Raw genomic sequence first — 12,211 nt, forward strand, 5'->3', positions numbered from 1 at the left:
GAGGTCTCTAACAAACTGTCGCGTAGCCTCGGGTTGGAGTTTGAGGGCTATGTGCCTAATCCCAGTTAACAAGTCGCGTCACGCGGACGCACTAAAGTGCGCCGGTGCGCTCTGGCGTTGGGCGTTGAACTTCTCATCTCGTTGCTGAGGTCGAAATGCCAGAACCAGATTGGCTTGCTTATACGGGCGCAATCACCGGAATCATCGGTGCAGTCGCTGGCGTTGCGGGCGCTATCACTGCGTGCATTGCGCTTCGACGTACAAAGGAATTGAAAGCCCTAGATCTCCGCCTTGAGCTACGCCGAATGGAAGGCACTTTGCAGTCTGACATTCAGGATCTCATTCCGCTTCTTGAACGAGCAAAGACCTCTTACACAAGGCTCGCCGCAGCCCAAGGCAAATTCGGCTCGGGCGCCACTGAAGAATGGATTTCTCAGTGGGAGGCTGACATAGCAGAGGCCCGCGAACTCGTAGCTGGGTCGACGGTACTGGACATAGACTGCACGGGTTTTTCACAGGCTGCTTTAGAAGCTCGGCTCGTCACAGTTCACAAGCTTCAGAATCAAGTTGGTAAATTTGCCCAAAAGTACCAAGATTCATTAGCAGTCGATTGTCATGGTCGTGAGCAGCTTAGGGCTGACCAACGAGCCCTCATGCAGGCGCGTGAGGGCAAACATTGATTCTCGTGCCCAACAAGGCGGTCAACCGGACCGCTTTTCCGCTGGCGCTCCAAAGCGCCCGGTTACCTTCGCGTTAGCCACAGGAAATGATGAGTACAGACAAACAGAAGCGGTATCGTGATCGTGCCAACCGAAACAGGCGCGAGCTACGCAAAGAGCAAGAGAAATTTGGAACTATCAGCGATGGTGGCGGTAAGCGATATCTGGCCGGCATATATTTTGTGTTGGCGGGTGAGCTAGATAAAGCGTGGGAATATTTCTCGTGGTTCGAATCCGAGTTTCCAGGCGATGTGGGCGAGCCGGTATTTCTGCTCTGCTGGGCGTTGGCTGCGCATAAATCTGGCACCGAAGAAGAAGCTAGGTATCGCTTCCAAGTGGCAATGTTAAGCAACCTTTATATGATTCCGAATTTGGTTGGTAAGCCAATTAGAGAAATCGACATGTGGCATTCATCGAACCGTGATCAAGAAGATTATCTTTTCGAGGTTGAAGATTGGCTTGCCGACATTCCCTCAGAAACATTGTCTTGGCTGAATACGGAATACGAAATGAAGGGAGCCCGTCGGCTTCGGTCGGAATACATTAAGACCTATCATGCTTTGAAGACCGCGAAGGAATTTGATGAACGCCAAAGGCTGCTGCAAGGTTGGTATAAATATGCAGAGGCTCACCTGGGGAAAGTTGGCTAACCAAGCGGTCAACGGGACCGCTTTTCCGCGCCGCCTTTGGCTCTGCTCCAAAGCGGCCCGTTACCTTGGCGTTATGCGAGTCAATTGGAGATTTAAATGCTTGACGAAGAAGCCAAGGCTGCCCAGGAAATAGCCAAGGCAACAGGAAAAGCCATTGATTCGGCAACGGAAGGAGGCCGGTTCTTTGGCAAGATTTTTGGTGATTCGCTAATTCAGTTTGGTGGGGCACTAGCAGACTGGGCTCGTTACTTTCGCTACAAGAATTTTCTGAAAATCATGGATAAGGTTGAGGCTGTGCACGAAGAGCGCAGATCTCTTGGAAGGCCTATTCCCGAGCAATATGCTTTGCCTATACTTGAGGCCGCCTCACTCGAAAGCGAAGAAACCATTCAGAATATGTGGGCTGGTTTAATCGCAAATGCTACAGATACAAGCCGATCGCTTAATGTAAAAAAGATTTTCATCGAAACCCTGCGAGGTTTTGAGCCGCTTGACGCAAAAATACTCCAATATCTTGCCGTTATCGGTCGTGACAAGGAATACCAGTTGCCGCTGAGTACTCCTATCAATGCATATGCAATTTCAGAGGCCCTTAGTTCCCCTGAAGAAGAAACAAAAATTTCATTGCAAACTTTGGCAAGGTACGGATGCATAATCGATTCGTGGGAAAACAATATAGAATGTTTAGATCGTGGGTATTCTGGGTTTCGCGTAAATAATCCGAAATCTAACTTCAGGCTGTCCCATTTCGGGCTTCAGCTTCTCGATGCCACAAGTATTGCATAACAAATGCGTCAACGCGGATTGCTTTTTCCGCTGGCGCTCCAAAAGCAACCGGTTACGCAAGCGTTAAGCAGTAAAGAGGTAAGCACACAGAATGGCGAATAACTGGAATATTCCCGGCTGGTTGGAAAAAGAAGTCCGGGAAAGAGACAAGGTGTGTGTTTATTGCGGCAAAGGGTTCACCTCCGCGAAAGTTTCTACAAAATCTGCAGCGAGCTGGGAGCATATAATCAATGATGCCAGCATCATCACGAGAGAAAATATCGCTCTCTGCTGTCGAGGGTGCAACGCTAGTAAGGGGCAAAAGCAGCTTTCAGCATGGCTGCAAACAAAATACTGTCGCGACCGTGGCATTACCCAGGAAACTGTAGCTCCGGTTGTAAAGCGGGCCATCGAGCGTGGCCTATAGCACATTGCTTAACAAGTAGTTGCAGTTCGTTCCGGCCCTGGCGGGCCTCCACCGGACCGGTTTTCCGGCGCAGAAGCGCCTCCAAACCGGCCGCTGAACATTGGCGTTAAAGGTCATGGAGGAATCAATTTTGAGCTGGTATGCAAAAGAACTGGGTAACGGGATGGTGGCCCAAGAGCCATCGAATAATATCATGGAGGCATTTCTCCCAGTGTTCGCCGCCAAGGGCAGCCCAGTAGAAATGGCGGTTTTTTCGCACTATGACCGTCATGCGGACGTAGTGACGGCTTACTTTTCACCAGCAGCGAGAGAGCTGGCTGAACGTTTCTCGGCCTCCCCGTGTGACAAGCCTATTTTCGGAGAGGATTTAGGTTTGCTAGTTGGGGATCAAAGAGCTATCCAGGTGCTTTTCCCGGAATCACAGGGAGGCTGACTGTACAACTTTAACAAGTCGTTCCAGTTCGTTCCGGCCCTGCGGGCCTCCACCGGACAGCCTTGACTCCGCTTCGCTCCGCCAAGGCTGCCGCTGAACTCCGCTACATGGACTCCCTCTGCGGTCAAGCAACGTCATTTGATTTGGAAGCGGTTTAAGACTGCAGTTCTACATTCGGCCTCTGTGTGGGCACTTTTGCCCGGGCCAGGATGATGATGCGTGTGAGTGATGGCCTTATTCGTTAGTCGGCTTTCGCGAGCCGCAGAGCTAAACAGGCTTCATCACTCTCGGTCTGACCGTTTCCTCATCGCTTGCCGTTGCAAGACTCGGTAGGCGGGCGGGGTTCGCCCGTCGCTGTTGCTCGTTTAGACCTCCACGGGTTGGTTTCTAAAGTCGGTTTGATGCATTAGCAGCGCCCATATGATGCGGGCATTCTTGGCGGCCAACGCCACGGCCGCGCGCTTGTAGCCGCGTCGTTCCACCAGGTCTCGTGCCCAGTTGCTAAGCGCGTCGTTTTTATCGGCCAGTCCCGCGATCACGGCGCGGGTGCCGTGGATTAATAACGTTCGCAGGTACTTGTCGCCTCGCTTGGTGATGCGCCCCAGTCGAACCTTGCCACCGGTGGAATATTGTCGCGGCACCAGGCCAAGCCAGGCGGCGAAGTGACGACCGCTTTTGAACTGAGTGGGATCTGGCGCACTGGCAAGGATGGCTGTGGCGGTCTGCGGGCCGATACCTGGCACGGCCATCAGGCGTTTTGCTTGATCGTCGCGTCGAGCCATGGCTTCGATCTCGCGGTCGTAGGTCAGGATCTCGTTGTCGAGTTGGCGAATGCGTGCATTGATATCGTGAAGTAAGCGCCGGGTGAGCATGGGTAACCCGTTCTCGCCGTCTTCCAGGATTTCCGGGATGTGGTGGCGAGCGGCATAGCGACCTTGCGGCATGATGAGTCCGAACTCGGCGAGCAGCCCGCGGATCTGATTTATTTGCGCGGTGCGTTCTTTGATGAGACCACGGCGAATGCGATGCAGGCACAGCACAGCCTGCTGCTCGGCGGTCTTGATGGGTACAAAGCGCATGTTGGGGCGACCGACTGCCTCGCAGATGGCTTCGGCATCGTTGTCGTCGTTCTTGCTGCTCTTGCGATAAGGGGCGACGAAACGGGGTGCGATAATGCGGACCTGATGGCCGAGAGTTGTCATTTCCCGAGCCCAATGGTGTGCGCCGGAACAGGCTTCCATGCCGATCAGGCAGGGTGGAAGCTGTGCGATGAAGGGCAAGAGTTTGGCTCGGGTGAGCCGTTTGCGAACCACGACCTTGCCGTGATGATTAACGCCATGAATACTGAACACATTCTTCGCCAGGTCGATGCCGATGGTTGTAACATTCATCTGGACTCCCCCTCTTTCAATTGAAGACTTACGACACCTTCAATGTGGCACAATGGATGCCGTGGGAGCAGGGGGAGTCCATATCATTCGTTAGGCAGCAATGAGAAACGTCACCAAGGTATTGGCTCTGGCATATGCCGTTATAGTTGGCCTCGCCGCTTTGTGGGCGTGGTACACAGACGTAACGTTACTTCACTCAGGGCGGGAGCATATGCTTCCTGGTCTCCTGCTGGTTATTGTCTCGTTGCCAACTTCTAAAACTCTTGATCTGCTTTACGAGCATTGGCCGGCATTTTTTTCACAGCCATTCGTTCAACTTTCATGGACAACAGCTTGCGGAATGTTTCAGGCCCTCGTGCTCTATTTTGCCTCAAGGCTCAGGCCGAGGGAGCGCAGTGGTGCCTAACAAATCAATCAAGTACGTTCCGGGCCTGATGGCCCTCCACCGGACCGCCTTTCCGCTGCGCTACAAGGCGGCCGCTTATTTTCGGCGTTATGCAAAGGGGGCCTGAATGTACGGCGAAGAAAAATACAATATCCAATATTCCGATTTTCTGCTCAGAATGATAATGGATGAGATGAACCGATGTAGGGATTGGCGCACTCAATGTCGGTTGTAAGCCAGATGAGATAGTCGAAGTGATTTTGCAAATGGCTGTTTACGCTGGCTTTCCTGCTGCATTAAACGGTATATTTGTCGCTAAAGATGTCTTTATTTCCAGAGGGCTAATAAAGGCATAAATAACTGGCCTATGGGATGCCAAAGCTTTAGCCAAGAGTCCCATGTGTTGCATTTGAAACTGGAAGTCAGAGAATGGAGGTTAAAAAATGAGTTCATATACTCCTGATGGTCATAATGCGGTATCACCATATCTTTTAGTTGAAAGCGTGGCGCAAGAATTAGAGTTTTTGTTAGAAACATTTAATGCCAAGCTGCTGTGTAAAATTGATGGACCTAATAATTCAGTGAAACATGCTGAAATAAAAATTGATGATTCAGTTATTATGTTAGGTGAGCGTCCAAATCAAGGCTTATCAGTAATTTCGTCGATACATGTTTACGTGAAATCTGTTGATGAGGTATACGAAAGAGCATTAGCATCGGGAGCCACATCAATATCGGAGCCAACAAATCAAGCGTATGGAGATCGAAGCGCTGGAGTTAAAGACCCGCAAGGCAATTTTTGGTGGATCGGAACACATACTGGAAAGGCAAACATATAATAAGTCATTTCGGCATCAGTCGCTTCGCTCCTTGGTGGTGGCTCGAATGTCAGGCCTAGCAACCTCGCTGAGGTTCGACTGTTCAGCGCAGCGTTAGGCGGATGTTCCTAGGTATTGGCTGCCGCACTTAGAATTGGAATTTAGGTATGAACAACTCTGAACTTTCGATTGAGCAAGCAACTGAAGCTCTCGCTGCAAGAGAGCCTATCTTTCATCGCCCTGTATTCGGCATTTTCCGTGCTGATTTCGAAGCAATGATGGCACCCGAATTTTGGGAGATAGGTGCTTCCGGTAGAAGATATAGCAGGTCTTTTGTTCTTGACACACTAGAGCAAAGGTATTCCAAACCTGTCGCAGAGTCTTTTTTGTTAACAGATTTCGCGTGCCAGGAACTTTCGTCAAATCTTTACTTGGCGACCTATCAGTTAGATCAATCCGGACGGTTAAGCCAACGCTCAACAATCTGGCGTCATAGCGATGGTGTATGGCAGATTGTTTTTCATCAGGGAACATTAATTGCCTAACACAGAGCGACAGGCCTCGAGAGGGCCATTCGGCAACTGCAGCGCCTCATCATTGCCTCTCTGGCAAACGGTGTGACTCACTGCGTGCAGAATTTATACGAGACATCGCCCGAGAGAACCATAGGAGACATGAATGTTTATGCCTGACACTTGCTGCACCTTGGTACCGTACTTCGAGATCCAAGACGGTCAACTTGACGCTTTCAAAGCTCTGGCGCTGAAGCTCGTCGCCAAGACTCGCACGGAGCCCGGTTGCATGCACTACGCCTTCTCCTTCAGCGGTAACGTCGCCCACTGTCGCGAGGGATACGTAGATGCCGCCGCACTGCTCGCACATCGTGAGAACGTTGCTGAATTGCTTGACGAAGCGCTGAAAATCGCGAGGATCATCAGGTTCGAGGTCCATGCGCCCGAAGCGGAGATCGATAAGCTTCGCGGCCCGATGGCAGCGAGGAATCCACAGTTCTTCGCGCTCGAAGAAGGGATTCGCCGCAGCAGCAAGGCCTAACCCTGCCATCAAGGGGACATCGCAAGGGCCGCTCCACGCCCCTTGCGATGTCCCTTATGTCAAACGTTAGGCACCAGTGCAAGCACTATGAGCAATCAACATTTATACGTGATAACTGGCGCATCAGGAGCGGGCAAATCAACCCTAATCGCTGCATTGAGTGAACTCGGTTACTCCACGGTTCCAGAGGCTGGTTTAGCCGTCTTGCGAGAGCTCAGAGATCGCCGTGTCGGAGCTCTTCCCTCTACAGATCGGGCAGCATTTATGGAAGCTGTGTTGGCACGGAGCCTTAAGGATTACACGAGTGCCAATGCTCTTGACCCGCCCGTGTTTTTCGATCGCGGTATTCCAGAATGGTTGCGATTTGCAGGCTGTGGCGAGACGCAGTGCGAAACAGTGGCAATAAGATACCGCTACGCTAATATGGTTTTTGTAGCGGAGCCCTGGCCCGAGATTTATGTGCAAGATCACGAACGGGAGCACAGCTTCAGCAAAACAGCCGCATCCTACGAGCGCACTGTTTCGGCCTACACCCAAGCAGGCTATGAAGCTTGTATTCTTCCAAAGGCATCGGTTCAAGAGCGAGTGGCATTCGTGCTCGCGCAAGTCGCGGCTGGCGCCCAACACATATGAGCCTTCTCTCGATCAATAGGCAATAGTGATTTTTTTGGCCGCGTTGGCGGCCAACCTAAATCCATGAGCGAGAGCGACTACTTCGTGAGTCAAATAGGGCTGTCAGGCACTTACAGCAAACACATATAGGGGCTCTCTTATTGCGGTTCTTCACCGCTGCCTGATCGGTCGTTCCGTCGGTTCGTCAGGGGCACCAGACATTCATCGGTTAACCGGTCACCGGCGCTATTCAAACGACGGGCTGCAAGGCTCCAGTTAGTTTCAGGCTCGGAACCGGTGTAAGCGCACTGGCTCATGGTATTAAGGCACGCCCACGAGGTGGCTAATCAAAGCGACTGGCTTCACCTGGTGGACATAACATCGGATCGGCATTCTGTGCCAGTAAGCAGACTCCCGACGTTCTTTCGCCCTGCTGTATGATCCAGTTAGACGATAGGCTCACCCCGTGGCGTGCTAACCCTTCAAGAACCGTTGTTCATCAAACACCTTCTGCTGTTGCAACATGAAGTAGGCCGCACGGCCCAGTTTGTGGGCGAGTGCGGATAAGGCTTTGGCTTTGCTCATGCGCTTCTGGAGTTTTTGTAGATAGCGCTGGGCTTTTTCATTGCCGCGTAGATAAAGTACAGCGGCTTCAGAGAACGCCCATTTCAGATGGGCGTTACCTATTTTGTTGCCTTGAGTGCCGTAGGTTTTGCCGGCGGTCATCTAGCTTAACGAGAAACCGCCGGGCTAGGGAGAAGGCTCAATCAGTATCAAGGCGCTCCAGCCGACCGTCCAACTGCTGCGCGGTCGGCCGGCGGCTGAGCTTAGGCGTTGGGCCGTATGCGGAAGATCGACCCTTCGATAGCGGGTATGCCCATACGGTGCAGGCTAACTAAAAGAAACGATGTGGTTACCGCACGTGCATAGGAAACATTTACTACGGTGGAGTTGTCGGAACAGTGAAGCGGTATCTCGCAGACACCTTTGCGATGATTGTATTCTCCACCGTGTGTGGGGCTTTTATAGAAATTGTAATCGCGGGGTTATCAGTCAGCCAGTCGATGCGGATTCGCGTTGCAGCGATACCCATCATATTATTTGCCGGTAGGCCATACGGGCTTTATAGAGACTGGCTGTTCAGACTTCTGAGCAGGGATAAAAATGGAAATTTCAAAGCGGCAATAATAGATACATTTGCAAACTTTTCTTTTCAACTTACCTTGTATTTAATTTTACTTTTTATAAATGACGCAACGATAGAGCAGGCGTTAAAAGCCGGAGGGGCCATCGTGATATTCCTCATCATTTCCGGAAGGCCGTATGGTATATTTTTGAGCGGTTGTAGAAAATTGTTTGGTGTGAATCCAAATTAGCGGAAACCGTTCGAATCCATGCAAAGCCCAACAAGGCGCTGCAGTTGACCGCCCAAAGCGCTGCCGCGCTTTGGGTTCCCTCCGTAGGCTTCGCCTGCTCCGGCGGCAACTGAGCTTCGGCGTTGGGCATCAAGAGAGGGGTTCATGCAAGACGAACACACCGCAAAACCAGACAATACAGCCGTTCGCACTGCGCTATGGCGGGCGCTGCATGTACAGATGGATGCGTCGCCTCACGTATTTGAAGATGAAGTTGGCCTGAAGCTGGTTGCGCCGGATGATGATTGGCGTAGCCGCCCAGATATGAGCTCGTTTACTAAGCCGTTCCGTGCAGCCATTCTGGCCCGAGCCCGGTTTATCGAAGACTTGGTCGAAGAGCAAGTTTCGCGCGGCATCGGTCAGTATGTTCTTCTCGGCGCAGGCTTGGATTCGTTTGCACAACGCAAGCCCGAACTCGCGTCCCAACTACGCATCTTCGAGCTGGATCAACCGGAATCGCAAGAGTGGAAGCGCCAGCGCCTTTTGGCTACCGGCTTTGGTGTCGCTGATCACCTCAAGCTCGTGCCGGTGGACTTCGAGGCCGGAGACAACTGGCTCGAACGGCTGGTTGCATCAGGCTTCGACGCAAAGCGCCCCGCAGTCGTAACATCCACCGGGGTAAGTATGTATCTGAGCAAAGATGCAATCGTAGCAACCTTACGCCAGATTTCAGCGTTCGCTTCAGGCTCTACATTTGTCATGTCGTTCCTGTGTCCAATTGAAATGCTGGATCCTGGAATACGCATTGGGGTTGAACGTGCCGCGGAAGGCGCGCGCGCCAGCGGCACGCCTTGGATCAGCTTCTTCAAGCCAGACGAAATAATGGCGCTTGCCCGCGCGGCGGGTTTCAAGAAGGTGCAACATGTGTCGGCTGCTGCTCTGGCAGAGCGCTACTTCTCTGGCAGAACGGATGGTTTGCGTCCACCAAATAATTCCGAGGAATTGCTGGTGGCAACGGCTTGAATGCCCAACAAATCGCTGCAGCCGACCGCCATCCCGCTACGCGGGCTGTCGTCGGCTGAGCTCAGCGTTATGCAGGGAGCAATCATGAAACCACGAATTAGCATGATCACTTTAGGTGTAAGTGACCTGCAGCGCTCGGTAGTGTTTTACGAGCAGGGCCTCGGGCTTCCGCGAATGGATTCTCCACCCGAAGTGGCGTTCTTTACGTTGAATGGTACTTGGCTAGGATTATATGGTCGCGAAGCGCTGGCTGGAGATGCGTCAGTCTCTGGGGAATCAAGCGGATTCTCAGGGTTCAGCCTGGCCCACAATGTGGGGTCTGAGCAGGAGGTTGATCAAGTTATGGCCCAGGCTGAATCAGCCGGTGCCGTTGTGACCAAACCAGCTCAGAAAACAGAGTGGGGTGGATACGCAGGGTACTTTGCTGATCCGGACGGTTATCTCTGGGAAATAGCGCACAATCCGTTGTTTTGGGTCGGGCCCTCAGATGAGCCTGCATAACAAACCGAATCAGTACGCGGCCGATGGCCGCAGGTCATTGGCTCGGCAGACTTTGACAATCGGCTGCACCGCGACCGGATTTCGCTGGCGCTCCAACCGGCGGCTTATTTTGGCGTTATGCATTGCCAGATCCGATACGTCCGTCCCCAGCAAAGAGGGTAAAATTACAACAGAATCCTAGCCAAAATGTTGGTTGATATGAAAGCAAGCAATGTATTAGTTGCATCAAGTTTAGACGAATTAAGGGAATTAGGGTCCTATCTCGAAATCAAAAACTGCCTTGAAAAAGAAATTGATAACAAACTTGGTGTAAAAGGCTGGAAGTCACTTTTTCATAAAATCCATGTGCTCAAAGAATCCGTTATCAATAATAAAAGCCTTATACTCAAGAAAGATAAGGTAAGGTCTTTTGAGGAATCAAAGAATTATGTTTCAAACACGCTTGGTATTCATGTTACGGCAAAAGGTTGGGAGGAGTTAACTAGAAAATTAAATCTGATTATTGTTGTTTTTTGTTCAGAACCATTCGATCCTTATGCGTATTATGAAAAAACAAAGTCAAAAAAATTTAAGGATAGCTCCAAGCTTGAAGGTATAGATGTCGATCTGCCGGATAAGAACACCTCTTTGGAAAGTGTGCTAGAACGGCATAGACGGTAGTTTTAAGGATAAATAGTATCCAGTTAATGATCGCTACTGTTATGAGGTTACAGGCACATTAACGAACAAGCGGGCTTCACCCCGTTACTGCAGACACTTCCCAGCTGTGCCAAAGGAATGTTGATGACCAAGCGCAGAAAGAAGCCTGTAGGCGGAAATTGTCATTAGGTGGATTGCAGAAGTCAGAGCGACTTATTTACGTCATTTACCAATATAAAAATCTGAATGGAAATTGCTCTTCCAGTAAAAACTGGCAGGGGGATGGCGACTTTAACCATGCGTATTTGGAAGTGAACCGTCATCCTCCCCAAGAAGGAATAAACGCGATAACTCCGGCAATGGTAGAAATCGAGAAAGCTATTGCGGGCGATTGTTCCGGACTTCAAGGTATTGGCGCTGCAGTTCAAATGTGTTCGGGAGTTCTGGGCGTAAAATGATGCACAACAAGGCGGTCAACGGGACCGCTTTCCCTCGGTGTGTATTTGAGAGGAACGCTGATGGCAAGTCCTTGCGGGCATACCGTTCAAATCAACGACATTGAGATGTACTACGAGGAGTATGGAGTTGGGAAACCGCTTGTGCTCTTGCATGGGTTTGGCGGCAGCGCACAGAACTGGCGTCCCTTTACCACTGAGCTCTCCAAGGACTATCGATTGCTCGTAGTAGATCTACGAGGTCATGGCTACTCAACCAATCCAAATAACGAATTTACACACCGGCAAGCAGCTCGCGACATCTTCCTGTTGCTCGATAAACTGGGCATTGACCACTTCTCCGCCATGGGCATGAGTTCCGGCGGGATGACTCTGCTTCACATGGCAACCAGCCAACCCCAGCGCATAGATTTAATGGTATTGGTCAGTGCGACGTCGCATTTCCCCAAACAGGCAAGGGAGATAATGCGAAATGCGTCGTTTGAAACCATGCCGCCAGAAGTGAGAGAGATGTATCGAGAGTGCGCAAAACGTGGTGACGCACAGATTCATCAACTCATCACGCAGTTCAACGCGTTTCACGACAACTATGATGATATGAATTTCTCCGAGCAAGACCTGTCAACCATTTCGGCTCGCACGCTCGTTATTCATGGCGATCGCGATCGCTTCTTTCCAGTTGAAATTTCTGTGGATATTTACCGTTACGTACCAAATGCTGAGCTATGGGTTATCCCAGGGGGCGATCATGTACCTATTTTTGATCCAACCGTTCCGTTTACCTCTACAGCTCTGCAGTTTCTTAAGGGGCGGTCGCACGTAGCAATATATCATCCTGTTTGCCTGCCCCAAGGGCATCACCTCCAGCCGGCAGATCCAGTGGTGCTGCGAGACCAACCTCCGGTTCAAGGCGATGCAGATGGTGGATCGCGTCCTAAGGACGAAAGCCCCCGGTAAGGGGCAGGTCAGTACCTGTTAAGTAGCT

At 51.2% G+C, this 12,211-nt stretch carries 15 protein-coding genes and 3 pseudogenes; 16 read left to right on the forward strand and 2 right to left on the reverse strand.

Translation table 11 applies throughout. The features are described 5' to 3' along the window. The first annotated feature begins 155 nt into the window (after positions 1-155). The 5 genes from CLR77_RS06915 (at position 156) to CLR77_RS06935 (ending at position 2,994) form a co-directional block, all read left to right on the forward strand. Entirely contained in the window at positions 156-680 is a 525-nt protein-coding gene (locus CLR77_RS06915) for a hypothetical protein (RefSeq protein WP_097459914.1), read from the forward strand. Between the two features lie 86 nt (positions 681-766). Then, complete coding sequence (locus CLR77_RS06920; RefSeq protein ID WP_097459915.1) at positions 767-1,369, forward strand: hypothetical protein; 603 nt, start codon at positions 767-769, stop codon at positions 1,367-1,369. Between the two features lie 96 nt (positions 1,370-1,465). Then, complete coding sequence (locus CLR77_RS06925; RefSeq protein ID WP_097459916.1) at positions 1,466-2,155, forward strand: Abi-alpha family protein; 690 nt, start codon at positions 1,466-1,468, stop codon at positions 2,153-2,155. Between the two features lie 91 nt (positions 2,156-2,246). Further along, complete coding sequence (locus CLR77_RS06930; protein ID WP_097459917.1) at positions 2,247-2,561, forward strand: HNH endonuclease; 315 nt, start codon at positions 2,247-2,249, stop codon at positions 2,559-2,561. A 115-nt stretch (positions 2,562-2,676) separates the two neighbouring features. After that, positions 2,677-2,994, forward strand: a complete 318-nt coding sequence (locus CLR77_RS06935; RefSeq protein WP_097459918.1) for a hypothetical protein — start codon at positions 2,677-2,679, stop codon at positions 2,992-2,994. Positions 2,995-3,359: 365 nt separating this feature from the next. Here CLR77_RS06935 and CLR77_RS06940 read toward each other — a convergent pair whose 3' ends face one another. Beyond that, positions 3,360-4,385 (reverse strand): IS110 family RNA-guided transposase, encoded by a 1,026-nt coding sequence (locus tag CLR77_RS06940; protein ID WP_097459919.1) that lies wholly within the window; start codon positions 4,383-4,385, stop codon positions 3,360-3,362. Between the two features lie 100 nt (positions 4,386-4,485). On the opposite strand from CLR77_RS06940, the gene CLR77_RS20590 reads away from it, so the two are divergent. The 6 genes and pseudogenes from CLR77_RS20590 (at position 4,486) to CLR77_RS06960 (ending at position 7,274) form a co-directional block, all read left to right on the forward strand. Beyond that, complete coding sequence (locus CLR77_RS20590; protein ID WP_454786172.1) at positions 4,486-4,791, forward strand: SCO4225 family membrane protein; 306 nt, start codon at positions 4,486-4,488, stop codon at positions 4,789-4,791. 191 nt (positions 4,792-4,982) lie between these two features. Then, a pseudogene (locus tag CLR77_RS06945) lies at positions 4,983-5,126 on the forward strand (carboxymuconolactone decarboxylase family protein); the annotation flags it as partial. A gap of 87 nt (positions 5,127-5,213) precedes the next feature. After that, positions 5,214-5,609 (forward strand): VOC family protein, encoded by a 396-nt coding sequence (locus CLR77_RS19990; protein ID WP_143269371.1) that lies wholly within the window; start codon positions 5,214-5,216, stop codon positions 5,607-5,609. 146 nt (positions 5,610-5,755) lie between these two features. Beyond that, the gene (locus tag CLR77_RS06950; RefSeq protein ID WP_097459921.1) at positions 5,756-6,133 is read left to right on the forward strand and encodes a nuclear transport factor 2 family protein; all 378 of its coding nucleotides are present in this window, start codon (positions 5,756-5,758) and stop codon (positions 6,131-6,133) included. A 133-nt stretch (positions 6,134-6,266) separates the two neighbouring features. Then, positions 6,267-6,641, forward strand: a complete 375-nt coding sequence (locus CLR77_RS06955) for a putative quinol monooxygenase (RefSeq protein WP_097459922.1) — start codon at positions 6,267-6,269, stop codon at positions 6,639-6,641. Positions 6,642-6,728: 87 nt separating this feature from the next. Continuing rightward, entirely contained in the window at positions 6,729-7,274 is a 546-nt protein-coding gene (locus tag CLR77_RS06960; protein ID WP_097459923.1) for an AAA family ATPase, read from the forward strand. Positions 7,275-7,727: 453 nt separating this feature from the next. Here CLR77_RS06960 and CLR77_RS06965 read toward each other — a convergent pair. Further along, positions 7,728-7,976, reverse strand: a pseudogene (locus tag CLR77_RS06965) (IS110 family transposase); the annotation flags it as partial. A 239-nt stretch (positions 7,977-8,215) separates the two neighbouring features. Between CLR77_RS06965 and alaE the strand changes: the two are divergent. The 5 genes and pseudogenes from alaE to CLR77_RS06990 all read left to right on the forward strand — a co-directional run. Then, positions 8,216-8,629 (forward strand): L-alanine exporter AlaE, encoded by a 414-nt coding sequence (gene alaE, locus CLR77_RS06970; RefSeq protein ID WP_097459924.1) that lies wholly within the window; start codon positions 8,216-8,218, stop codon positions 8,627-8,629. 144 nt (positions 8,630-8,773) lie between these two features. Continuing rightward, positions 8,774-9,631 (forward strand): class I SAM-dependent methyltransferase, encoded by an 858-nt coding sequence (locus tag CLR77_RS06975; protein ID WP_097459925.1) that lies wholly within the window; start codon positions 8,774-8,776, stop codon positions 9,629-9,631. An 84-nt stretch (positions 9,632-9,715) separates the two neighbouring features. Further along, entirely contained in the window at positions 9,716-10,132 is a 417-nt protein-coding gene (locus CLR77_RS06980; protein ID WP_097460457.1) for a VOC family protein, read from the forward strand. A 198-nt stretch (positions 10,133-10,330) separates the two neighbouring features. Then, positions 10,331-10,792, forward strand: a complete 462-nt coding sequence (locus CLR77_RS06985) for a YhfG family protein (protein WP_143269372.1) — start codon at positions 10,331-10,333, stop codon at positions 10,790-10,792. A gap of 542 nt (positions 10,793-11,334) precedes the next feature. Continuing rightward, positions 11,335-11,982, forward strand: a pseudogene (locus CLR77_RS06990) (alpha/beta fold hydrolase); the annotation flags it as partial. Positions 11,983-12,211: the final 229 nt, after the last annotated feature.

It is taken from the genome of Mangrovitalea sediminis (assembly GCF_002514725.1).
In the GTDB taxonomy this organism is placed as follows: domain Bacteria; phylum Pseudomonadota; class Gammaproteobacteria; order Pseudomonadales; family Oleiphilaceae; genus Mangrovitalea; species Mangrovitalea sediminis.